Here is a 23,705-nt window from a genome sequence, read left to right as displayed (position 1 = left end):
CCGCATGAGCACTCCCGACGAGATCCTCCGCGGCCTCGACCCGGAGCAGCGCCGGGCTGCCACGGCCCTGCACGGGCCCGTCTGCATCCTGGCGGGTGCCGGCACCGGCAAGACCCGCGCCATCACGCACCGCATCGCCTACGGCGTCGCCTCCGGCGTCTTCGACCCGCACCGGACCCTCGCCCTGACCTTCACGGCGCGCGCCGCCGCGGAGATGCGCACCCGCCTGCGCGACCTCGGCGTGGCCGGCGTCCAGGCCCGCACCTTCCACTCGGCGGCCCTGCGCCAGCTGCAGTACTTCTGGCCCCAGGCCGTGGGCGGCCCCATGCCCTCGCTGATCGAGAACAAGGTGCGCCTGCTCACCGAGGTCGCCCAGCGCATGCGGATGACCGTGGACCGGGCCGGCCTGCGCGACCTCGCCGGCGAGATCGAATGGGCCAAGGTCTCCCTGCACGCCCCCGAGGGCTACGCGGAGGCCGCGAAGGAGCGGGAGATGCCCGCCGGCTGGACCGCCACCACCGTCGCCCGTCTCTACACGGGCTACGAGGAGGCCAAGACGGCGCGGAACATGATCGACTTCGAGGACGTGCTGCTGATCCTCGTGGGGATCCTGTCCACCGAGCCGCAGATCGCGGCCACGATCCGGGACCAGTACCGGGTGTTCGTGGTGGACGAGTACCAGGACGTCTCGCCCCTGCAGCACCGCCTGCTCGACCTCTGGCTCGGCGACCGCGGCGACCTGTGCGTCGTCGGTGACGCCTCCCAGACGATCTACTCGTTCACGGGCGCGACCTCCCGCTTCCTCACCGACTTCCGTGAGCGGTACCCCGCGGCCACGGTGGTCCGGCTCGTGCGTGACTACCGGTCCAGCCCGCAGATCGTGGAGGCGGCCAACCGCCTGCTGGCGGACCGCACCAAGGCGGGGGAGCGGGACCGCACGATGCCGCGCTGGCCCGACCCCCTCGAGCTCGTCTCCCAGCGGCCGCCCGGTCCCGACCTCGTGTTCGCGGAGTGCACCGACGACGAGGCCGAGGCCGGCTGGGTCGCGGACCGGATCGCGGCGCTGATCGACGACGGCGTGCCCGCCTCCGAGATCGCCGTCCTGTTCCGCACCAACGGCCAGTCCCAGGCCTTCGAGACGGCGCTGTCCTCGGCGGGCATCGGCTACCAGCTGCGCGGCGGCGAGCGGTTCTTCTCCCGGCGCGAGGTGCGCGACGGCATCCTGCAGCTGCGGGCCGCCGCCCGCGCCGCCCAGGACCTGACGGGCGACGACGTCACGGACCGGGTGCGGGACGTGCTCTCCTCGCTCGGCTACTCCGCCGAGCCGCCGTCGGCCACCGGCGCGGCCCGTGAACGGTGGGAGTCCCTGCACGCCCTCGTCAACCTCGCCGGCCAGCTCGCCACGACGCGCGGGGCCGAGTTCACGCTGACCGAGCTCGTGGCCGAGCTCGACGAGCGGGCCCAGCACCAGCACGCGCCGACGGTGCAGGGCATCACCCTGGCCTCGCTGCACTCCGCCAAGGGCCTCGAGTGGGACGCGGTGTTCCTCGTGGGCCTGTCCGAGGGGCTCATGCCGATCTCCTTCGCGGAGACCCAGGCCGAGGTGGACGAGGAACGGCGCCTGCTCTACGTGGGGATCACGCGTGCCCGCCAGCACCTGTCGCTGACGTGGACGCTCTCGCGGGGCACGGGCGGGCGCTCCACCCGGCGGCCCTCCCGGTTCCTGTGGGCCATCGACCCCACCCTCGGCGGCACCCGCGAGCACGCCCCGGCACGCGGATCCGCGGCCGGCCCGACGGCGCCGCGGCGCCGGGGCGCGAAGGTCGCCGTGTGCCGCACGTGCGGCAAGCCCCTCGAGACGGGAGCGGAGCGCAAGGTCGGCCGCTGCCTGGACTGCCCCGCCACCTACGACGAGGCGGTGCTCGAGGAGCTGCGCGACTGGCGCACCCGCACGGCCGCCGAGATGCGGATGCCCGCGTTCGTGGTGTTCACCGACGCCACCCTCGTGGCCATCGCCGAGGCCATGCCGAAGACCCCGGCAGAGCTCCTGAAGGTGCCCGGCCTCGGCAAGACCAAGCTGGAGAAGCACGGACCGGAGCTGCTCGAGCTGCTGAACGGCACCCCGACGGCCTGAACCGCGCACCCGCGCCCCGTTCCGCCGGCGGCGCCGACCCCGTCAGAACGCCCAGCCGAGTGCGTCCGGGTCGCAGGCGCAGCCGGGCCGGGGACGGACCCGCACCCGGCGCGTGCGTCCCGTCACCCGATCGGCCCGCAGCACGCCGGGGGCCGGCCCGGTCCGCAGCGCGTCCACGGCCAGCACGGCGGCCCGCAGCGCCGCGAGCCCGTCCACCTGTCCCCGGTGCGCCGGCGGGCCGGGCGCCGTCGGGGCACCGGGGACGCCCGCCGGGTCCGCGGGCCATCGGCACAGCGGGCACCCGCGCACCCCGGGGGCGCACCACGGCCCGACCGTGACCGCCTTCGGCCCCACCGTGACCGGCAGCAGCGGGTGGTCGGCGGCCAGGGCCTGCGCGGCCAGGTCCGCGTCGAGCACGGGCCCCACCGCCACCGTCGCCTGCCCCACGAGCACCGGCACCGGGCCGTGGTGCGCGTAGAGGCGCAGCCCGGGGGCCACATCGCCCAGCCGGCGCGCGAGCGCACCCGCCCGGGGCCGACCGAGGTCCCCGGGCAGCAGGCCGGTCCCCAGGTCCGCGGCGTCGACGGGCCGCGGATCCCACAGGGCCAGGCGCAGCGCCCCGGCCCCCGCCAGCGCGTGGGCGATCGCCGCGCCCACCGCGTCGAGGCCCGCCACGTGGACGTCGGTCGGCGGGGCCCACGCCCCCGGCTCCAGCGCTGACGCGGCGGCGTCATGAGGGACGGTGGTGACGGTCTCGGCGACGGTGCGCACGGCTCTCCTCTCGGCTCGGTGCCTTCCACCCTGCCAGGGCGCTCCCGGACCGCGCCGGATTGTCCACAGCCTGCGGCCCATGCCGGACAATGGCCGGATGCGCCCTGTCCCGCCCGCCCCCGGCCGCCCTCCGCGTGCCGTCCCGGCCGCCCGCCGCGGTCCCGCCCGCGAGAGCATCGATCTGGACTGGGAGGGCACGCCCGTGCGGCTCGTGCGCTCCACGGCCCGCACCCGCACCGTCTCGGCGGCGTGGCGCGACGGCCGCCTGCAGGTCAACGTCCCGGCCCGGCTCTCGGCCGCGCAGGAGCGCGAGTGGATCGGCCGGATGGTCGCGAAGGTGGGCGCACGCGGCGGGACGGGGCAGCCCGCGGCCGACCCGGACGGCCGCCCCGCCGACGCTCGCTCCGACGACGCGCTCCTGGCCTGGGCGGGACGGCTCTCGGCGGCGCACCTGGGTGGGCGGGCCCGTCCGGTCTCGGTCACGTGGTCGGCCCGGCAGCGCCGCCGCTGGGGCTCGTGCACGCCGGCCCGCGGCACCATCCGGCTCTCGACGCAGCTGTGCGGCATGCCGCCGCCGCCGCCAGCGGTGCTCGTCCACGAGCTGGCCCATCTGCTGGAGTCCGGACACGGCCCGGCCTTCCGACGCCTCGTGGACCGGTACCCGCGCTACGCCGAGGCGATGGCCTTCCTCGAGGGGGTCACCTTCGCCGAGGGCCGCGGTCGCACGGCGCCGGACCGGTGGGCGGAGGACGAGGACGCGGGCTGACACGACGGCGGGCGGCCCGCACCCGAGGTGCCGGACCGCCCGCCGCCGTCGTGCCGGGAGGGGCTCAGCCCTCGCGCGGCGCGTCGCCGAAGCCGCCCTCGAGGAGCTTGCGCAGCTCGTCGTCGAGGGACTCGGCGCTGGCGTCCGCGGCGGAGCGGCGCCCGGCGTACCCGGCGGGGTCCTCGAGGTCCTCCGCGGTGGGCTGACGCTCGGGATGGCGCCAGATCTCCTCGCGGTACTCCGTGCCGTGCTCGGCCGTGACGTGCTCCCAGAACGCGGCGGCCTCGCGCAGGCGGCGCGGGCGCAGCTCGAGGCCCACGAGGGCGGCGAAGGCCTGTTCGGCCGGGCCGCCCGAGGCGCGGCGGCGGTTCATGGTCTCGCGCAGGGCGGGCGCCGACTCGAGCGGGCGCGCGGCCTCGGCGACCACCACGTCCACCCAGCCCTCCACGAGGGCGACGAGCAGCTCCAGCTGGTCCAGTGCGGCCTGCTGGGTGGCGTCCGGGGCGGCGATGAAGGACGCCCCGTCGAACACGGCCTGCAGGGAACCGGGGTCCATCGGGTCCACCGACTGCGCGGCCCGCTCGATGCCCTCGGTGTCCAGGCGGATGCCCGCGGCGTACTGCTCGACGGCGGCGTACAGGTCCCGCTCGAGCCACGGCGAGTGCAGGAACAGGCGCATGCGTGCGGCCTCGCGCAGGGCCAGGTAGATGCGGATCTGGTCGTCCGGCACCGAGAGCCCGTCGCCGAACTCCTCGATGTTCACGGGGACGAGGGCGAGGCGGTGGCCGGCGACGGGCAGGCCGATGTCCGTGCCCGAGAGCACCTCCTTGCCCAGGGCACCCACGGCGCCGCCGAGCTGCAGGCCGAACATCGTGCCGCCCATGTTCTTCAGCATGGGCTGCAGCCCGCCGAGCAGGGAGGCGTCCATGCCCTCGGGGAGCTGACCCGGCAGCTGCTGCTCGATGGCCGCGGACATCGCCCGGGACATCGAGACGGCCACGGGCTCGGTGAGCCGGCGCCACTGGTCCATGGTCGCCTCGACCCACTCGGCACGGGACCAGGCCACGCCGACGCTGCCGACGGGCTCGGTCTGCGTGACGCCGTCGAGCCACAGCTCGGCCAGCCGCAGCGCCTCGTCCACCTCGCGTCGCGCGAACGAGCCGACGGCCGGGTCCTCGCCGGCCACGGCCTGGCGGGCGGCCTGCTTCGCCAGGGACCAGTTCACGGGGCCGTCCGAGCCGGAGCCGGAGCTCATCATCGCCTGGAACTGGGCCATGGCCTGCTGCATCATGGCCGGATTCAACTGGGACGGGTCGAAGGGCACCCCGCCGGGGCCGCCCAGGCCCTCCATGGCGCGTCGGACTTCGTCCGGGTCGGGGCCCTGGCCGCCGAAGAGCTGCCGCAGCATCTCCTCCAGGGGGTCGCGGCCGTCGTCGGATCCGGGCGTGCGCGCGTCGTTGCTCATGTCTCCAGCGTATCCGCGTCGGCGCGGCGCGCCCGCCCTCCCGACGTCGCGGCGGCGCGGTTCGCCCATGGCGCACGGCGTCGCGCGGGGCAGGCCGGGGTCGCGGTCCCGCGTAGACTGGTGTGACCGTCGCCGCGCGGCACGTGCCCGGCGGCGAGGACGGCCCGATCAGGACCCCCAGGAAAGACGGTGTCGCGTGCGCGCAGTGCCCTCGAGGACCATCCGCGCCGCCCGCGTGCCCTTCTCCGGGTGGCTCGCCCTGGGCAGCGCCGGGCTGGCCCTGCTGGCCCCCACCCCCTACATCCTCGAGGGCCCCGGCCCCGCCGTGGATCTGCTGGGCGAACGGGAGGGTCGACCCGTGCTGCGCGTCGAGGGCGGCGAGGCGGACCCGGGTGAGGGGACCCTGGACATGACCACCGTGATGGTCGGGGGCCCGCCCATCGGCACCACCTCCCTGCTCGACCTCGGCCGCGGCCTGACGGACCCCGCCGTGGACGTGATCCCGCGCGAACTGATGTACCCCACCGGCGTCACCTCCGACGAGGTCGGCGAGGCCAATTCGGCGGCCATGTCGGACTCCCAGCAGACCGCGACCGCCGCGGCCCTGCACGAGCTCGGCCGGGAGGTGTCCCAGCGGCTCGTCGTGCAGCAGCTCGTGCCCGGCGGGCCCGCCGAGGGCGTCCTGCGGGCCGGGGACGAGGTGATCGCCGCCGAGGGACGGCCCGTGGCCGACCTGGAGGCCGTGCGCGCCGCCGTCGGGGCCGCGGGGCCCGACCCGGTCACGCTGACGGTCCGCCGCGACGGCGCGGAGCAGGACCTCGTGGTGCCCGTGGCGGCCGCTACCGAGGGCGCGCCCCAGCCGTGGCAGATGGGGGCCCTGATCGAGACCGCCTACGACGTCCCGGTGGACGTCGAGCTGACCGTGCCGGACATCGGCGGGCCTTCGGCGGGTCTGATGTTCGCGCTCACCGTGATCGAGCGGCTGACCCCGGGGGCGATGACGGGGGGCGCCCCGATCGCCGGAACGGGCACGATCACGGGGGACGGCGTCGTGGGTCCCATCGGCGGGATCCCGCAGAAGGTGCGCGGCGCCGCCGAGGCGGGGGCCACGACGTTCCTCGCCCCCACGGCGAACTGCGAGGAGCTGGCCGGCCGTGTGCCCGAGGGTCTGACGGTGTACCCCGTGGACACGCTGGGCCAGGCCCGCGACATCGTCGAGGCGGCGGCCCGGGGGGAGAGCCCGGCCGCCGCCCGGACGTGCGGCTGAGCCGACGCACACCAGGACCACCAGACCACCAGACCACTAGGGCGTGTTGCTAAAGGGTTCGGGGACGTGGATGCGCGAGTCTGGGGTCATGTCGCGTGATGTCATCTCGGACGAGGTCTGGGCCGTGATCGGCCCACTGTTCCCCGAAGCCAAGACCACCGGGCGTCCGCCCGTGGATCGGCGCGCGGTGGTCGAGGCCACCGCGTGGCGCTTCCGCACCGGGGCGCCGTGGCGGGATCTGCCCGAGCGGTTCGGGAACTGGAACACGATCTACAAGAACTTCAACCGGTGGGCCGCCCAGGGCGTGTGGGAGCGGGTGCTGGAGAAGACCCAGTCCATGGCACAGCAGGCTGGCGAGCTGGACTGGGTGGCCTCGATCGATTCCACGATCGTGCGCGTCCACCAGCACGGGGCGACCCTGCCCCGCCCCACAGGGGGCCTGGATGAACTACAAGAAATCCGGGGACGAGCCGGCTGATCATGCCATCGGACGCTCCCGCGGCGGTCTGACGACGAAGTCTCATCTGGTCTGTGATGGCAAGGGCAGGGTGCTGGCGTTCGTGGTGACCGGCGGCCAGGTCGCGGACACCTCGATGCTGGCCACCACGATGGAGCAGATCAGCGTTGCCGGGGCCCGTGGGCGGCCCCGGATACGGCCTGACCGCCTGATTGCGGACAAGGGCTACCCCTCGAAGGCGAACCGGGCTTGGCTGCGCCGGCATGGCATCGCGGCCACGATCCCCGAGCGGGCCGATCAGATCGCGCACCGGCGCCGCCGCCCAGGAAGACCGATCGACTTCGGTGAAGACCAGCGCCAGCGCTACCGGGGACGCAATGTCGTGGAGCGGTGCTTCAACCGGCTCAAACAGTGGCGAGGGATCGCGATGCGTTCGGACAAGTACGCCCGGAACTATCACGCCGGGCTCAGCCTCGCAGCGACACTGCACTGGCTGACTACCCTACTTTAGCAACACGCCCTAGACCACCAGACCGGACGACATGTCCGGGGCGCAGCGCCCCGGGCCGGAGCAGAGCCCCGCGGACGCGGGAGGGAAGAGGACAGAGCAGTGAGCTTCGGACAGGGAGGCGGCGGACCGTTCGGCGGCCCGCCCCGTGACGGCGGCGGGACCGCCGGGGGCCAGTCCGGCCCGTTCGGGGCGTTCGGCCCCTTCGGCGGCGCCCCGCGCGGCCCGGGCGACGACGGCGACCGCGGCCCCGGCGGCCCGTTCGGCGGGGGCGGGTCCTCCGCCGCGCGGGGCAGGGGCCGGCCGGGCCGGCCGAGCGCGCTCGTGCTGACCATCATCGCGGTGGCCGTGCTCGTGGGGCTGTTCGTGGTGTTCACGAACGTCTACACGGACGTGCTGTGGTTCTCGCAGCTGGGCTTCACCGAGGTCTTCTGGACCGAGGTCCTCGCCAAGGGCGCGCTGTTCCTGATCGCCGGGCTCGGGATGGCCCTCGCCGTGTGGCTGGCGATCCGCACGGCCTGGCGCCACCGTCCCGCGGACGCGTCCGCGGCCGCGCGGGACTCGCTCAGCCAGGTCCAGCGCCAGCTCGAGCCCATCCGCCGCCTGGTGTTCCTGGGTGTCCCGCTCGTGCTCGGCGTGTTCGCCGGCTCCACCGCGATGAACGGCTGGAACACGGTCCTGCTGTTCCTGAACCAGGTGCCCTACGGCCAGGCGGACCCGGAGTTCGGCCTGGACCTCATGTTCTTCATGGCCACCCTGCCGTTCCTGACGCTCGTGGTCGGGTACCTGATCTCGGTGGTCCTGGTCTCCGGCATCACCGGTCTGCTCGTGCACTACCTGTACGGCGCGGTGCGCGTGGAAGAGGGCGGCGGCGTGCGGATCACCCCGGCGGCGCGCGCCCACATCGGCATCACCCTCGCCGTGTTCCTGCTGCTGCAGGGCGTCAACTTCTGGCTCAACCGCTACCGCACCACGCAGTCGCAGACCGGCAACTGGGCCGGCGCGCTCTACACGGACGTGAACGCGGTCATCCCGACGTCGGCGATCCTGGCGGTCACGGCCGTGATCGTGGCCGGCCTGTTCGTGTGGACGGTGGTCTCGGGCCGGTGGCGGCTGTCGCTGATCGGCACCGCGGTCCTGGTCATCACGGCGCTCGTGGTGGGCACGGCGTACCCCTTCATCGTGCAGGAGTACCAGGTGAAGCCGTCCGAGCGCACGCTCGAGTCCCAGTACATCGAGCGGAACATCGCCATGACGCGCGAGGCGTACGGCCTGGACGACGTCGAGGTGACGAACTACGAGGGCGCCACGGACACCGAGGCCGGGGCCCTGGCGGGCGAGGAGGCCAACACGGCCAACGTCCGTCTCATGGACCCGAACCTGATCTCCCAGACCTTCGGGCAGCTCCAGCAGTTCCGTCCGTACTACTCGTTCCCCACCACCCTGCACGTGGACCGCTACGAGGTGGACGGCCAGACGCGGGACACCATCCTGGCGGCCCGTGACGTCAACGTGGACGACTCGCAGTCGTGGGTGAACCGCCACACCATCTACACGCACGGCTACGGCATGGTCGTGGCCGACGCCTCCGAGGTCGCGGCCGGCGGCCGGCCCCAGTGGCTGCTCTCCGAGATCCCGACGCGCGGGCCGCTGGCCTCCGACCAGGACTACGAGCCGCGCATCTACTTCGGGCACAACTCGCCCTCGTACTCGGTGGTGGGTGCGCCCGAGGGCGCGCCGGCCGTCGAACGCGACCGGCCGCAGACGGCCGACTCCCAGGAGGACACGGCGTACACCTTCTCCGGCGACGGCGGCCCCTCGGTGGGCAACCTGTTCAACCGGCTCGCATACGCGGTGAAGTTCGGCTCGCCCGAGCTGGTGCTGTCCTCGGACGTGAACGAGGCCTCGCAGATCCTCTACGACCGCGACCCGGCCGAGCGTGTCCGCAAGGTCGCGCCCTACCTGACGGTGGACACCGCCCCCTACCCGGCGATCGTCGACGGCCGCGTGCAGTGGATCGTGGACGCCTACACGACCTCGGACCAGTTCCCGTACTCCACCGCGCAGCAGCTGGGCGAGGTCACGGTGGACTCCCTGAGCCAGGGCCAGAACCCGGCGCTCCAGGGCCGGGTGAACTACATCCGCAACTCGGTGAAGGCGACGGTGGACGCGTACGACGGCTCGGTGTCCCTCTACGCGTGGGACGACCAGGATCCGCTGCTGCAGGCCTGGCAGAACGTCTACCCGTCCTCTCTGCGCCCGTACTCGGAGATGAGCGCCGGACTCCTGGACCACGTCCGCTACCCGGAGGACATGTTCAAGGTCCAGCGCGAGCTGCTCGGCCGCTACCACGTGACCGATGCGGACGACTTCTACGAGAACAACGACGCGTGGTCCGTGCCGTCGGACCCCACGCGCGAGGAGGACGTCAAGCAGCCGCCGTACTACATGACGCTGCAGATGCCCGGCCAGGACGAGCCGGCGTTCTCCCTCACCAGCAGCTACATACCGCAGATCACGGACGGTGCCCAGCAGCGCAACGTGCTCTACGGCTTCCTCTCCGCCGCCGGCGACGCCGGCACGGGGGAGGACGGCGTGAAGGCCGAGGGCTACGGGCAGCTCCGACTGCTCGAGCTGCCGCGGTCCACCACGGTGCCCGGCCCGGGCCAGGCGCAGGCCAACTTCGACTCGAACGCGGACGTCTCGCGGGAGCTGAACCTGCTGCGCCAGGGCGCGTCCGAGGTGCTCAACGGCAACATGATCACCCTGCCGGTGGCCGGCGGCATCCTCTACGTCCAGCCGGTGTACGTCCGCTCCTCGGGCGGCACCACCTACCCGACGCTGCGCAAGGTGCTCGTCTCCTTCGGCGACAAGGTCGGCTTCGCGGACACCCTCCAGGAGGCCCTGGACCAGGTGTTCGACGGGGACTCGGGCGCGGTCACCCCGGAGGAGAAGCAGGCGGAGGCGCCCGCGCCGGGCGAGAAGCCGACGGCTCCGGGCACCGTCGAGGAGGAGCTCTCGGCGGCCCTCGAGGAGGCTCAGGACGCCCTGACCCAGGGCCAGGAGCGTCTGGCCGAGGGCGACTGGGCCGGCTACGGCGAGCAGCAGAAGCGTCTCAACGAGGCCCTGAAGCGTGCCACCGCCGCCGACGACGCCCTGGGCGGCGACGCGCCTGCCCAGGAGCAGGCCCCGGCCGAGGCGAGCCCTGCGCCGTCGTCGAGCCCCAGCCCGACGCCGAGCGGCTGAGCCGGTGCCGGCGGGCCGGGCCCGCCGGACCGTCGACGGCAGCCCCGGCCACGCACCGCGCATGGTCGGGGCCGCCGCCGTCTCGGGGCAGGTGGCCGCCGCATGGCCGCCGGGTGGCGGGGTGCTGACGCCGATTTGAACTCGACGGAACAGGTGTGTATAGTTCTAGGAGTCGCCGCGGGGTGGAGCAGTTCGGTAGCTCGCCGGGCTCATAACCCGGAGGTCGCAGGTTCAAATCCTGCCCCCGCAACGAGAAGGAGAAGGCCCCCAGCATCTGCTGGGGGCCTTCTCGCATGTCCGGGCCCGGTCGCCCCGGACCGCCGGCACCGTGCCGGCGGGCGAGGCGACCGTCCTCGGACGCTCGGTGGGGGAGCGTCAGCGGCTCGAGGCCCGGACCGCCTGCTGGGCCGGCGTGCGGCGGCCCGGATCCGTGCGGCGCAGCCAGACGGCAGCGATGATCGCGGTGATCGCGATGGCGCCCCAGATGCCCACGACGGCCCAGGCCATGCCCGCGATGAGCAGCAGCGGCACGAAGGACACGGCCGCGATCTCCACGGGCACCACCGGGATGTAGGCCACGCCGAACTGCTCCATGGTCCCGGACTTCAGCTTCGGGTCCACGATGCGCAGCATGGCCACGCCCGTGGCGACGGCGCCGGTGGCCCAGCCCCACGTGAACAGCTGCTTCTCGAACCACGCGTCGGTCATGACGCGCGGCGCCACGACGATCCCCAGGAACAGGGCCAGCGCGAGGCCGGTCACGAACAGGAGCAGCAGGGGCTGCCAGTAGTCCACGACCACGGTCGGGGCGATCGCGGCGATGCCACAGACGATGAGGATGTCCGTGGCGGTGCCGGACACCGAGTTCAGCGAGCCCGGGTCGAGGAACTTCGCCGTCTTCGTGGCCTGGAACAGGACGCGGGCGATCAGGCCGAGGAGGAACGCGATCGCGAACGCAGGGATGATCAGCTGGGGACCGTCCTCACCCACGACGCTCGGCCACGCGGCCGTGATCCAGGAGACGACGCCGTGCGCGGCCGCCGCGATCATCGCGACGACGCCGACCTGGAAGGCCAGCGACTCCACCGAGGCCGCCGAGAAGGTGTGCCGGCCGATGACCGGGCGTTCCTCCACCTGGTTCAGCACCCCGGTGCGCAGCTCTTCCGGGATGGAGGTGAGGCCCGCGAACTCCTGCGCGTGGCCGCGCTGCGCGCCGATCTTGGCCTGGATGATGCCGCCCACCACGCCGACGATCATGCCGACCGTGGCCGAGGTGTAGGCCAGCGAGGTGACGGTCGCATCACCGTTGGCCGCGTACGCCTGGCCCACGGCGGCCGCGGAGCCGAAGCCGCCCGCCCATCCGGCGAACAGCAGGGCGGCGAACGAGTCGGGCGCGTCGAACAACGGCTGCAGGAGGACCAGCGTGACGAGGGCGCCGATGGCCACCTGGGAGGCGTAGATCAGCACGCCGTAGGACGCGAACGCACCCACGGGGCGGCCGATCTTGCGGACGTCGAAGTCGTCGGTGAGCGCGATGCACACGAGCACGATGACGATCAGGATCGAGCCGTACGTGCCCAGCTGGGAGCTGAACGGCAGCCAGCCCAGGCCGTTCGGGCCGAGGGCCAGGCCCAGGATGCCGGCGATGACGGAGGCCGGGATCATCAGGGTCTGGAGGGGCGTGATGACGGCACGGGCCAGCGTGCCCACGGCCAGGAGCGCGCCGATGAGGCCGGCGTCGACCAGCACGGACCAGGCCGTGAACTGCTCTTGCATGGGGTTCTTCCTCTGTGCGGGGACGGGGGAGCCCCACGGATCGTGCAGAGGGACCCCGGGACAGTACCAGAGGAGCACAGGGGCCGGGGCGCGACCGGGAGGAGCACCGGGCCGGGGCACACGAGGACGGCCCGCCGCCCCGGCGTGGGCCGGGCGACGGGCCGTGGGGCGGGGCGGGGTCAGCCGCGCGCGGTGCCGGTCTCCTCGGCACTCCCCTCGGCCGCGTAGTCGAGGGTGAGGGTCTCGTCGGCGTCGGCGTCGACGTCGCCCGAGGTGAGGGCGGCCTGGCCGGCACCGCCGGCCTTGAGGGCGGCGAGGCGGGCCTCCACCTCGGTCTTCTCGCCGAGGTCCTCGAGGGACTCGAACTGGGCGTCGAGGGAGGAGGCGGCGATCTCCTGCTGGCCGCGCACGCGGGCCTCCTCGCGACGGACCTTCTCCTCGAAGCGGGAGACCTCGGAGGTCGGGTCCAGCAGGTCGATCGACTTCACGGCGTCGGCCACCGCGGACTGGGCGTGGGCGGACTTGGCGCGGGCGGTCAGCTCGTCGCGCTTGGCGACCAGCTGCTGACGCTTGACCTTCATCTGGTCCAGACCGGTCTTCAGGCGCTCGACGATCTCGCGCTGCGAGGCGATGGTCGGCTCCGCGGACTTCGCCTGGCGCTCGAAGTCCATCTGGCGCTCGATGGCCACCTTGGCGAGGTTGTCGAACTTGTCCGCCGAGGCGGTGTCGCCCTTGGCGCGGAAGTCGTCGGCCTTCTGGGAGGCGGCCAGCGCCTTCTGGCCCCAGCTGCGGGACGCGTCCTGGTCCTCGCGGTAGTCGTCCTCGATCATCCGCAGGTTGCCGATCGTCTGGGCGACGGCGGCCTCGGCCTCGGCGATGTTGTTCGTGTAGTCGCGGACCATCTGGTCCAGCATCTTCTGGGGGTCCTCGGCCTTGTCCAGCATCGCGTTGATGTTGGCCTTCGCCAGCGTGCTGATGCGGCCGAAGATGGACTGCTTGACCATGGTGTCTGCCTTTCGTCGGTCTTTCACGTCAGCGCAGACCGTCGGCCTGCGTCCACCCCGTCCCGCTCCTGCGGGCCGGGCCGGCGCCCGAGGCGCCGGAGTTCATGGGGCGGCGGTCAGAAGCCGCCGCCGGAGATGTCGCCGAAGTCGCCGCCGCCGAGGCCGCCGCCGTCGAACCCGCCGAAGCCGCCGCCGCCCCAGCTGTCACCGTGGCCGCTGTTCAGGATCGAGTTCATCAGGATGCCGCCGAGCAGCGCGCCGCCGAGGCCACCGCCGAAGCTGCCGCCCACTCCGGCGCGCGGGCGCGTGCCGTACCTGCCGCCCATGCCTGGGCCGTAGCCGAAGCCCTCGACGTCCGCGCGGGCCAGCTCGCTCGCGCGCTCGGCCAGCTGGGAGGCGCGCTGCGCCTGCTGGAGGGCGGCCACGGGGTCGGTGCGGCCGAGGCTGATCGCCGAACGCAGCGTGTGGTCGGCCTCCGCGAGCCGGGTCCGGGCCTCCGAGCCCACGGCACCGCGTCGGGCGCCGATGAAGTCGGCCGTGCCGTCGATCTGCGCCTGTGCCTGGGCGATCGTGGAGGTGAGCACCTGGGAGGCCTGGCGGGCCTGCTCGCGAGCGTCGCGGACGCCGGCAAGGGGGGTGTTGAGCTGGCGGTGCGCGGCCTCGAGCTGGTGGAGCAGCTCCAGGGGATCCGGGCGGCCGGCCGCGAGGGCCTGGCGCACAGCGTTCACGGCGGTCTTCATCCCCGCCACCGGGCCGGCCAGCTCGGGGTGCGATCCGTTGGCCACGAGCGCTTCGGCCTCGGCCACGTCCTGCTCGGACTGGGCGAGGCCCGTCTGCAGGTTGCCCAGCATGGCCCGCAGGGACCCCTCGGCCTTGCCGACCGCCTCGGTGAGCGTGTCCACCTGGCTGAGCGCCTCCTCGGCGGCACGCACGGCCAGCGCCGCCGTGGAGCGGTCCTGGGCTTCCCACGCGCTCCGCGACTTCGCGAGGGCGGTCTCCACAAACTCGAGCCTCTCCCGGGCCTGCGCCTCGTTGTCCGCGACCTCGGCGAGGGCGGACTCCGCGTACTGGCCGTGCAGCGCGGTGATCGCCGACTCGGAGTCCTGCACCCGGGACCGGGCCTCGGGCAGGCGGGCTTCGAGACGCTCGAGGGCCTCGGGCACCTGGTTCTCGAGGTCGCGCAGGGAGTCGAACTCCTTCTTGTGCGCCGCCAGGGACGCACCCACGGCCTCGCTGCGCTGGATGATCTCCTTGAGCCAGGCGCGCTGCTCGGCCTCGGTGTCCGGGATCTCGTCGTCGAGCTGGTGCTGGAGCTGGAACGAGGCCCGCATGTGCTCCTTGGCCTGGTCGATGTCCTGGCGGAACGTCGCCACGGACTTCTCCCCGTAGGACGCCTCGGCGAAGCCCAGCTCCTGTTCCGAGGAGCGGATGGCGTCGTCCGCGGCCACGAGCTTCGAGCCGGCCTGGGTGCGCAGCTGCTCCACGCTGAGCTCGTCGAGGGGGTCGCGGCGGGCCTCCTCGGTGCGGCCCCGTTCGACGGCGCCACCCTGCGTGCGCCTCCGGCTGCGGGCCACGAGCACGCCGCCGCCCACGGCCGCGGCCACCGCACCTGCGCCGAGGACCGCCGTCAGGGCCCCACCGCCGTCGGAGGCGCCCTGGGCCGTGCTCCCGCCGCCCGTGGTGCCGGCCGGCAGGGCGCCGGCCGGATCGTACTCGGCCCCGCTGGCCCCCGTGCCGTCGAGCGTGCCGTCGGCGGCGTCGTCGAGCCCTTGCACCGCGGCGATGCCCACCGCGAGCCATTCCGCCGAGCCGGGGTCCGTGCCGATCTTGGACAGCTCCGGGCCCACGTAGGTGCGCGTCACCTGGTTCTGCAGGTTCGCGTCCCCGCCGCTGTCCAGCCCATAGGCGCGCTCCTCGACCGCGATCGCCAGGACCGAGTCGTTCGTCCCGAGCCCGCGCTGGCGCGCCACGTCCTGGGCCAGCGTCTGGGCGTCCGTGCTGAACTCATCCACGTAGACGACGTACAGCCCCTGCCCGGTGTCCCGGCGCAGGTCCTGGATCTCCTGGGTCAGGCGCTGCTCATCCGAGGTCGAGAGCACCCCGGCCTCGTCCACCACGTACACGCCCGGCGGCACCGTCACGGCGTGCGCGGTGGGTGCCGCCACCAGGAGGCCCAGGCCTCCCAGGCCCGCGGCGGTCACGGCACGCGCCAGACGGCCGACATCGGCGGGGCGGGTGGGCACGGTCATGTGGGGTCTCCTTCGACGGCGGAGGCGAGCCGCCGCACCGGGCCGACCCGCCGGATCCTGGGGTTGAGTGTAGGGCGGCGTGGGAATCGGGCACCAGGGATCCGGCGCGGCCGGAACCGTGGGAGGAGCGGACGTTCGGCCTCTAGGGCGTGTTGCTAAAGGGTTCGGGGACGTGGATGCGCGAGTCTGGGGTCATGTCGCGTGATGTCATCTCGGACGAGGTCTGGGCCGTGATCGGCCCACTGTTCCCCGAAGCCAAGACCACCGGGCGTCCGCCCGTGGATCGGCGCGCGGTGGTCGAGGCCACCGCGTGGCGCTTCCGCACCGGGGCGCCGTGGCGGGATCTGCCCGAGCGGTTCGGGAACTGGAACACGATCTACAAGAACTTCAACCGGTGGGCCGCCCAGGGCGTGTGGGAGCGGGTGCTGGAGAAGACCCAGTCCATGGCACAGCAGGCTGGCGAGCTGGACTGGGTGGCCTCGATCGATTCCACGATCGTGCGCGTCCACCAGCACGGGGCGACCCTGCCCCGCCCCACAGGGGGCCTGGATGAACTACAAGAAATCCGGGGACGAGCCGGCTGATCATGCCATCGGACGCTCCCGCGGCGGTCTGACGACGAAGTCTCATCTGGTCTGTGATGGCAAGGGCAGGGTGCTGGCGTTCGTGGTGACCGGCGGCCAGGTCGCGGACACCTCGATGCTGGCCACCACGATGGAGCAGATCAGCGTTGCCGGGGCCCGTGGGCGGCCCCGGATACGGCCTGACCGCCTGATTGCGGACAAGGGCTACCCCTCGAAGGCGAACCGGGCTTGGCTGCGCCGGCATGGCATCGCGGCCACGATCCCCGAGCGGGCCGATCAGATCGCGCACCGGCGCCGCCGCCCAGGAAGACCGATCGACTTCGGTGAAGACCAGCGCCAGCGCTACCGGGGACGCAATGTCGTGGAGCGGTGCTTCAACCGGCTCAAACAGTGGCGAGGGATCGCGATGCGTTCGGACAAGTACGCCCGGAACTATCACGCCGGGCTCAGCCTCGCAGCGACACTGCACTGGCTGACTACCCTACTTTAGCAACACGCCCTAGGCGGCGTTCAGTCATGCACGCTAGCGTGGACGTGCCCCGGGGCGCGCGTCCGCAAGACGACGGGCGTCCGTGTCGACCGCCCGGGGCCCGACCCGAAGCGAGGACCCCGTGGACCAGACCGCCGCCCCCACCCAGCCCCCCGTGCCGACGGCCCGCACCGTCGCGCGTCCCCGGCCCCAGTCCCGCGCCCGTGCCGGGGCGGGCCTGCTCGCCGCAGCCGTGCTCATGGTGGGGCTCTCCGGTTGCGCGGTCGCGGAGGACGGCGGCGAGGCCGCGTCCGAGGCCGCGAGCTCCTCCTCCTCGCAGGCGACGGACACCTCGGCCGAGGCCGGGGGACAGCCCGTGGCGGACACCGCCGTCGGGAACGCCGCGAGGACCGCGCTGCCCTCCGTGGTGACCATCTCCGCGACGTCGAGCTCCGCCTCCGGTTCCGGTTCCGGGTCGATCCTGGACACGGAGGGGCACATCCTCACGAACACCCACGTGGTCACCCTCGGCGGCCAGGCCAACGACGCCGAGCTGACGGTGCGCACCTCGGACGGGGAGGTCTACGCTGCCACCGTCGTGGGCACCGACCCGCTGTCCGACCTGGCCGTCATCAAGATCGACGCCCCGGACCTCACCCCCATCCAGATCGGCCGGTCCGGGGATTTGAAGGTCGGGGACGAGGCCGTCGCCATCGGCGCCCCCCTGGGCCTGCCGAACACCGTGACCGACGGGATCATCTCCACCCTGGACCGGACCATCGCGGTGGCGTCCTCCGAGGCGCCCGAGCCGCAGGGCGAGAGCTCCGGCTCGTCCTCCGGCTCCGACCAGTACCGTTTCCAGCTGCCGGGCACCCCGCAGGGCACCCGGGGCGAGGTGTACATCAACGTGCTGCAGACCGACGCGGCCATCAACCCCGGCAACTCCGGAGGCGCGCTCGTCGACGCCGAGGGTCGCCTGGTGGGCGTGAACGTCGCGATCGCCTCGACCGGCCAGGACCCGAGCGAGGCGGGCAACATCGGGGTCGGCTTCGCCATCCCCGTGGACTACGCCCAGCGGGTCGCACAGGACCTGATCGACCACGGCAAGGCCACGCATGCCATGCTCGGCGTGAGCGTCACCCCGGAGCCCGCCGAGGTGCAGGGCGGCGGCGAGAACGCTCAGACCGTGTTCAGCGACGGCGCCCGCGTCCAGCAGGTCGTGGGAGAGTCGGCGGCCGACGCGGCCGGGCTGAAGGAGGGCGACGTGATCACCGCCGTCGGCGACCGCGCGGTGATCGACTCCGAGTCCCTCACCGCCGTCGTCCGCGAGCACCGCGTGGGAGACTCGGTGGACGTCACCTACCTCCGCGACGGCGCGGAGCAGACGACCGAGGTGACGTTCACGGAGGACACCCGCTCGTGACCACCACGCTCACCACCCCCGCTGCGCTCGCGGCCCACCACGGCTGGCGCCGGGTCCTGGCCGTCGGCGCCCACCCGGACGACCTCGACTTCGGGGCCGCCGGCACCCTGGCCGGCTTCCGCGCGGCCGGGCTGCACATCGAGCTGTGCATCGTGACGGACGGGGACGCCGGCGGCTTCGACTCGGAGGGCCCGGAGGCGATGACCGCCCGCCGGCACGCCGAACAGCGCGCGGCCGCCGCCGTCGTCGGTGCCGCCGAGGTCCACTTCCTCGGCGAGCGCGACGGACACCTCGAGCCGGACCACGGCGTGCGCCGCAAGCTCGTGGCGCTGATGCGCCGCGTCCGGCCGGACGTCGTCCTCAGCACCCACCCCGAGCGGGACTGGGAGCGGATGCAGGCCGCCCACCCGGACCACCTCGCCTGCGGCGAGGCCGTGGTGCGCGCCGCGTACCCGGCGGTCGAGAACCCGTACGCGTACCCGGAGCTCGCGGCGGAGGGGCTGGAGGCGTTCAAGGTCTGGAACCTGCTGCTGTACGCCGCCCCCGCCGCACGCCGGAACACGGTCGTGGACGTCACGGGCCTCGCGGAGCAGAAGCTGCGCGCCCTCGACGCCCACCTCTCCCAGCACCCGGACGTCGACGCGATGCGGCGGCACGTGCTCGACCAGATGGCCGAGCACCACCGGCACGCCGCCGGCCCGGCCGCCGGGCCGGGCCACGCCGAGACGTTCCACCTGGTCACGGTCAACGGCCCGCGCACCATCGCCGGGTTCTGAACCCTCCCCCTGCGGGACCTCTCAGTTGGTGCTCGGTCGCCCGCCGTAGCGCGGGCCGGTCTGCGCGGTGGGGTCGAGGTCCACGCCGACGACGGGCTCCGACGTCGGCACCTCCGAACCCGAGCTGGGCTCCACGGAGATGCCCATCGCCGCGAAGCGGTCCAGCCCCCGGAAGGTGACGGGCTCACCGAAGCCGTTGGCGTCGAACGTGCCGAGCGAGGCCGGGGCCGTGCCGTCCGAGGGGTAGAGCCACAGCTGGTAGGACTGACCCTCCGGCAGCTGGGGCATCCCGCTGATCGTCAGGTAGCCGCTGTTCTGCTCCCGGGACAGGAACGCCTGGACCGTGCCGCCGTCCTGGGCCGGGTACTCCGAGGTCGTGAACAGGTCCTTCGACTGGTCGATGCGGTGCACGATGCCCGGTCGCGTGAACTGACTCCACACCGTCCACCCGCCGACGCCGAGCACGAGGGCCGCGAGCAGCACGAGCGCCGACACCTTGAGCCAGCGCAGGCGGTCCCGCGGAGGGCCGGCGGGGGCCGACTCGTCGCCGATCAGGTCCATGCCCACGTCCTGGGCGGGCAGGCGGCGCAGGACCTCCTCCAGCAGGGCCGACGGCGGCTCGGCCGTCACGGACCGGAACGCCCAGGCCACCGCCTGGCGCGCCCCGTCCACCCGGGAGCGCCACCGGGCCAGCTCACCGCCGCGCCGCTGCACGGCGGAGAACGCCGCGGTGTGCCCGGCGGTGTCGAGGGCGTGCACGGCGGAGAGGTCGGCCAGCTCGAGCGTGCGGCCGGCGTCGACGTCCTCGCGCACGCCCGCGCCCAGGGCCGGGCCGGAGGCCGGGGCGGGCGCGGACGGCCGGGCGCCGTCCTGGGTGAGGTCGCGGCGGGCCGCGACGACCTGCCGGACGCCGTCGCGCAGGAGGGTGCGGGCCCGGTCGGCCGGCAGATCCAGCCGATCGGCGACCTCCCGGTCCGTGCAGCCGCCCAGCCAGGCCAGCCGCACGGCCTCGAACGCGTCCGGGTCCACCCGGTCCATGAGGTCCTCCGGCAGCGCGGCGGGGCCGGCCGGGCCGGGACGACGCCCACGTTCCGCCGCGGAGCCGCCGGCGCGGCGCAGCGAGGTCATCACGCGGTGGGCGAGGACCTCGAGCCACGTGAACACCTGGCGTTCGCGGTGGGTCGCGTCGTCCTGCTCGCTCAGGTCGAGGCTGGCCTCGGACGCCTCCTCCCACGCGGTCAGGTAGGTGCGGACGGTGGCCTCGGCGGCGTCGTCGCCGGGGCCGAACATCGCCTCGGCCAGGCCGTGCACCCACGGGACCGTGGCGTCGTAGAACGCGGAGAAGGCCGCCCGGTCGCCCTCGGCGCTGCGGCGCAGAAGGGTGTCCAGGGCGGGCTGGCCGGCGTCGTCGGGGCGGTCGGCGTGGGACTCGGACGCGTCAGGAGTCTGCATGGTGGCCTCAGTCTAGAGAATCGGGGTGGGCAGCGGACCCGGCGAAGTCGTGCTGGCGCCAGGCCTCGTACACGGCGATGGAGACGGCGTTCGCCAGGTTCAGGGACCGACGGGCCGGCTGCATGGGCAGGCAGACGGTTTCGGTGACCCGCGGGTCGGCCAGCACCTCCTCCGGCAGGCCGGTGGACTCGCGGCCGAAGAGCAGCACGTCTCCGGGCCGATAGGCGACCCGGTCGTGGCGCACGGACCCGCGCGCGGTGAAGGCCAGCACCCGGGCGGGGGCGAGGGCCGCGAGCGCCGCGTCGAGGTCCGGGTGCACCGTCACCACCGCGAGGTCGTGGTAGTCCAGGCCCGCGCGGCGCAGGTGCGCGTCCTCGAACCCGAAGCCGAGCGGCTCCACGAGATGCAGCTCGGCCCCCGTGAGGGCGGCGAGCCGGATCGCATTGCCGGTGTTGCCCGGGATCTCCGGGGTGAGCAGCAGGATACGGAACTCGGGGGTGCCGGGCGCCGGGGCGCGGTCGGCGCCCTCGTGCGGGTTCGGGCAGGGCGGGGCGGGGGAGTCGGGCACGCGCCCAGCCTAGTGCGGCGTCGCCGGGCGGGGGTCTGGCTCAGTGGAGCCGGGCGACCAGCGCGCCGAGCGCGCGGCGGTCCACGAGGTCCGGGTCCGGGCCTGTGCCCAGGAAGAGGGCCACCTCGCGGGCGAAGGCGAGCCCGGGCGCGGGCGGGGCGGTGAGCAGGTCGGCCTGCGTCCCCGGGGAGTTCGCGCCCCGCGCGTGCCGGATCACGGGCGCGTGCCGCGCGTCGCGGTCCGTCATCACGTGCATGAAGCCGCCGACGGTGACCTGGGGCAGGGCCTGCTGCCACGCCATCATTGCGGGGCCGAGCAACGGCGGGGTCACGGGACGGCCCCGGGAGCGCAGGTCCGCCCCGTCCCAGGTGTAGGTCCCCTCCGGGACCATGACGGAGCCGATCAGCGCCAGGCGGTGGCCGCACAGCACCGCGTGGTCCACGTCGAGGTGCCGTCCCCAGCGCCCGTCCAGCCGCAGCCCGGTCAGGACCCGGGCGGCCGGGAGCGCGTCCGCCACGTGGCGCAGCAGCACGTCGAGGGTGCGGGCCTGCCGCAGCACCCGGTGCTCGTCCGGCAGGATCCCGCGCGGCCGCGGTGCCCCGTGGACGCGTTGGCTCGATCGCGGCAGGTCCAGCACGGTCGGGTCGGCCTCCACCTCGCCGGGCGGGGGCTCGTAGCGCACGGGGCGGGCGGCACGTCCGCGGGGTCCGGACGGTCCCGACGGTCTCGCCCGCCCTGATCCGGCCCGCGCGCGGGGGTCGCGGGCCCGGGCGACGTCGAGTCCGGGCAGCGAGAGGTCGTACCGGCGCCGGGCCTCGGCGTCGCCGAGCAGGTCCCACGCCCGCGTCACGGCCCGGAAGGCGGCGGGGTCGCCGCCCACGTCGGGGTGCGCGGCCCGGGCCGCGCGGCGGTAGGCCCGCCGGACCTCCTCGGCGGTCGCGTCGCGGGACACGCCCAGGACCTCGTAGGCGGTGCGGTGCTCCTCGGCCGCGCTCACGGCGTGGGGTCCGGGCCGGGGGAGGCGTGCCGCTCGTGGTGCAGGCGCAGGAACAGCATGCCGTCGTCGTGGAGCACCTGGACCAGCTGCAGCCGGGCGGGGAGGCCGGGGCCGTCCTCCCCGGTCAGGACGCGGCCGGCGGCGGGTCCGGCCAGCAGCGGCGCCACGGTGAGGTGCACCTCGTCCACGAGGCCGGCCGCCGCGAGGCTGCCGAACAGGCGCGGTCCGCCCTCGCAGTGGACGACGCGGGCGCCGCGCGCGTGCAGGGTCGCCACCACGGTCTGGGGATCCACGTGCTCCTCGCCGACCGCCAGCACCTCGGCGCGCGCGGCCAGGGCCGTCGCCCGCTCCGGCTCGCCCGCGAGGGCGGCCCGGGACGTGAGGATCCAGGGGCGCACCGGGGCGGCCGTGAAGAACGCGGACTCCGGGTCCAGGTCCAGGCTGCCGCTGACCACGGCCACGGGCGGGTCCGCGGGCCCGCCGGCGTCCGCGCGTCGACGCCGGTCCTCCTCGGACAGCAGCGCACCCTCGTAGCCCTCGGCCCGGATGGTCCCGGCCCCCACGAGCACGACGTCGGCGTCGTGCCGGGACAGCGAGAGCAGCCGCTGATCGGCGGGGGAGCCGAGCCCGCCGGCACGGCCGTCCAGGGTGGCCGCGCCGTCGGCGGAGGCGATGAACACGACGCGGACCCAGGCTCCGGGGCCGGTGTCCTCGACCGTCGGGGCCGCGAGGGCGGCGCGGAGGGCGTCGTCGTCCAGGCCGGGGCCGGTCTCGGCCAGGCGCCTCACGCCCAGCCCCCATGGACCCGGTGTTCGGCGAGGGTGCTGCGGTCCGGCGGCGGGTTCTCCGCACCCATGTTGTGGACCAGGCGCGCCGGCTCACGCCACCCGAACACGCACTCGAGCATGCGGGCCGCCGAGACGGAGGCGTCGGCGTCGTGCATGCGCAGGATCCGGGCGCCGCCGTACACGCAGGCCGCGGCCGCGGCCAGCGAGCCGGGCAGCCGCTCGTGCCGGTGCTTGTCCAGGCTCTCGCCGATGAAGTCCTTGTTCGAGACCGCGGCCAGCACGGGCAGCCCCAGGGCGGCGATCTCGTCCAGCCGCCGCGTGATCTCGAGGGTGTGCCGGGTGTTCTTGTTCAGATCGTGGCCGGGGTCCACGATGATCCTCTCCTCGGGGACGCCGAGCGCCACAGCACGGTCGACGGTGCGCCGCAGGTGGTCGCGGACCTCCGTGACGACGTCGCCGTACGTCGGCCGGGGGACCACGGCCCGGGGTCCGCGCACGTGGGCGAGGGAGTGGGTGACCACGAGGTGCGCGCCCGCGGCGGCCACCACCCGGCCCAGGTCCGCGTGGAACAGTCCCGTGGTGTCGTTGACGACGTCCGCCCCCGCGGCCAGGGCCGCCTCGGCCACGGCCGGCTGGAACGTGTCCGCCGAGAGGATCAGCCGGCGCGACGCCTCGGACGACCCGGCTCCGTCCCCGCTCCGCAGGGCCGCGATCAGGGGGACCACCCGCGCCGCCTCCTCGGCGGGGTCGAGCTCCGCCCCGGGCGCGAACGGCACGCCGCCGACGTCGACCCACTCGGCTCCGGCGTCCGCCGCGGCGTGGGCCTGGGCGAGGGCGTCCTCCAGGACGGCGCCGGCGCCGTCGTCGTAGAAGGAGTCCGGGGTGCGGTTGACCACGGCCATCGTGACGATCCGGCGGCGGAAGTCGATCTCCTGGTGGGCGAACCGGTGCACCGGGTGGACGAGGGGGACGGAGGGGGTCGGCACCCGGCCATTCAACCATCGG

General features: G+C 74.2%; 16 protein-coding genes, 1 tRNA gene and 2 pseudogenes. 9 read left to right on the top strand and 10 right to left on the bottom strand.

What is annotated here, in order from left to right:
* The first annotated feature begins 4 nt into the window (after positions 1-4).
* A complete protein-coding gene (locus tag MLUT_RS19030) occupies positions 5-2,134 on the top strand; it encodes an ATP-dependent DNA helicase UvrD2 (protein WP_010080585.1) in 2,130 nt (709 codons plus the stop codon).
* 42 nt (positions 2,135-2,176) lie between these two features.
* On the opposite strand, the gene MLUT_RS19025 is transcribed toward MLUT_RS19030, so the two are convergent.
* Positions 2,177-2,905: a ThiF family adenylyltransferase gene (locus tag MLUT_RS19025; RefSeq protein WP_010080586.1), complete on the bottom strand. Its 729-nt coding sequence runs from the start codon at positions 2,903-2,905 to the stop codon at positions 2,177-2,179.
* Between the two features lie 79 nt (positions 2,906-2,984).
* Between MLUT_RS19025 and MLUT_RS19020 the strand changes: the two genes are divergently transcribed.
* Positions 2,985-3,671, top strand: coding sequence for a M48 metallopeptidase family protein (locus tag MLUT_RS19020; RefSeq protein ID WP_256998712.1), 687 nt, complete (start codon positions 2,985-2,987; stop codon positions 3,669-3,671).
* 64 nt (positions 3,672-3,735) lie between these two features.
* Here the strand turns inward: MLUT_RS19020 and MLUT_RS19015 are convergent, their stop codons facing one another.
* Positions 3,736-5,136 carry a zinc-dependent metalloprotease gene (locus MLUT_RS19015; RefSeq protein WP_012750997.1) on the bottom strand — a complete coding sequence of 467 codons (1,401 nt, stop codon included), beginning with the start codon at positions 5,134-5,136 and terminating at the stop codon, positions 3,736-3,738.
* 196 nt (positions 5,137-5,332) lie between these two features.
* On the opposite strand from MLUT_RS19015, the gene MLUT_RS19010 reads away from it, so the two are divergent.
* The 4 genes and pseudogenes from MLUT_RS19010 to MLUT_RS18990 all read left to right on the top strand — a co-directional run bounded on the left by MLUT_RS19010 (position 5,333) and on the right by MLUT_RS18990 (position 10,864).
* Positions 5,333-6,403, top strand: coding sequence for a YlbL family protein (locus MLUT_RS19010; RefSeq protein WP_231936595.1), 1,071 nt, complete (start codon positions 5,333-5,335; stop codon positions 6,401-6,403).
* A gap of 70 nt (positions 6,404-6,473) precedes the next feature.
* A pseudogene (locus MLUT_RS23665) lies at positions 6,474-7,371 on the top strand (IS5 family transposase).
* A gap of 99 nt (positions 7,372-7,470) precedes the next feature.
* The gene (locus MLUT_RS18995; protein WP_012750995.1) at positions 7,471-10,614 is read left to right on the top strand and encodes a UPF0182 family membrane protein; all 3,144 of its coding nucleotides are present in this window, start codon (positions 7,471-7,473) and stop codon (positions 10,612-10,614) included.
* Between the two features lie 176 nt (positions 10,615-10,790).
* Positions 10,791-10,864 (top strand) — tRNA-Met (locus tag MLUT_RS18990).
* 125 nt (positions 10,865-10,989) lie between these two features.
* Here the strand turns inward: MLUT_RS18990 and MLUT_RS18985 are convergent.
* From MLUT_RS18985 to MLUT_RS18975, 3 genes are all read right to left on the bottom strand, one after another.
* Entirely contained in the window at positions 10,990-12,390 is a 1,401-nt protein-coding gene (locus MLUT_RS18985; protein ID WP_012750994.1) for a sodium/glutamate symporter, read from the bottom strand.
* Between the two features lie 179 nt (positions 12,391-12,569).
* Positions 12,570-13,394, bottom strand: coding sequence for a PspA/IM30 family protein (locus tag MLUT_RS18980; RefSeq protein ID WP_012750993.1), 825 nt, complete (start codon positions 13,392-13,394; stop codon positions 12,570-12,572).
* A gap of 116 nt (positions 13,395-13,510) precedes the next feature.
* Positions 13,511-15,643, bottom strand: a complete 2,133-nt coding sequence (locus MLUT_RS18975) for a TPM domain-containing protein (protein ID WP_012750992.1) — start codon at positions 15,641-15,643, stop codon at positions 13,511-13,513.
* A 176-nt stretch (positions 15,644-15,819) separates the two neighbouring features.
* On the opposite strand from MLUT_RS18975, the pseudogene MLUT_RS23660 reads away from it, so the two are divergent.
* The 3 genes and pseudogenes from MLUT_RS23660 (at position 15,820) to MLUT_RS18955 (ending at position 18,895) form a co-directional block, all read left to right on the top strand.
* A pseudogene (locus MLUT_RS23660) lies at positions 15,820-16,717 on the top strand (IS5 family transposase).
* A 121-nt stretch (positions 16,718-16,838) separates the two neighbouring features.
* Entirely contained in the window at positions 16,839-18,119 is a 1,281-nt protein-coding gene (locus MLUT_RS18960) for a S1C family serine protease (RefSeq protein WP_051497027.1), read from the top strand.
* Positions 18,116-18,895: a PIG-L deacetylase family protein gene (locus tag MLUT_RS18955; RefSeq protein ID WP_012750991.1), complete on the top strand. Its 780-nt coding sequence runs from the start codon at positions 18,116-18,118 to the stop codon at positions 18,893-18,895. The genes MLUT_RS18960 and MLUT_RS18955 overlap by 4 nt, the downstream gene beginning before the upstream one ends.
* 21 nt (positions 18,896-18,916) lie before the next feature.
* Here MLUT_RS18955 and MLUT_RS18950 read toward each other — a convergent pair whose 3' ends face one another.
* From MLUT_RS18950 to folP, 5 genes are read right to left on the bottom strand one after another with little or no spacing between them, the layout of a single operon-like run.
* A complete protein-coding gene (locus MLUT_RS18950) occupies positions 18,917-20,347 on the bottom strand; it encodes an anti-sigma factor (protein WP_012750990.1) in 1,431 nt (476 codons plus the stop codon).
* A 7-nt stretch (positions 20,348-20,354) separates the two neighbouring features.
* Entirely contained in the window at positions 20,355-20,915 is a 561-nt protein-coding gene (locus MLUT_RS18945; protein WP_012750989.1) for a tRNA (cytidine(34)-2'-O)-methyltransferase, read from the bottom strand.
* A 40-nt stretch (positions 20,916-20,955) separates the two neighbouring features.
* On the bottom strand, positions 20,956-21,912 hold the full coding sequence (locus tag MLUT_RS18940) for a J domain-containing protein (protein WP_012750988.1): 957 nt from the start codon (positions 21,910-21,912) through the stop codon (positions 20,956-20,958).
* Positions 21,909-22,700, bottom strand: a complete 792-nt coding sequence (locus MLUT_RS18935) for a pyrimidine reductase family protein (protein WP_012750987.1) — start codon at positions 22,698-22,700, stop codon at positions 21,909-21,911. Before MLUT_RS18935 ends, MLUT_RS18940 begins: the two co-directional genes overlap by 4 nt.
* Positions 22,697-23,686 carry a dihydropteroate synthase gene (folP, locus tag MLUT_RS18930; protein WP_012750986.1) on the bottom strand — a complete coding sequence of 330 codons (990 nt, stop codon included), beginning with the start codon at positions 23,684-23,686 and terminating at the stop codon, positions 22,697-22,699. Before folP ends, MLUT_RS18935 begins: the two co-directional genes overlap by 4 nt.
* Between the last annotated feature and the right edge of the window lie 19 nt (positions 23,687-23,705).

It is taken from the genome of Micrococcus luteus NCTC 2665 (genome assembly GCF_000023205.1).
GTDB classification, from domain to species: Bacteria; Actinomycetota; Actinomycetes; order Actinomycetales; family Micrococcaceae; genus Micrococcus; species Micrococcus luteus.
The sequence above is the reverse complement of the archived record's forward strand: the minus strand, read 5'-3'. Positions and strand labels throughout refer to the sequence as shown.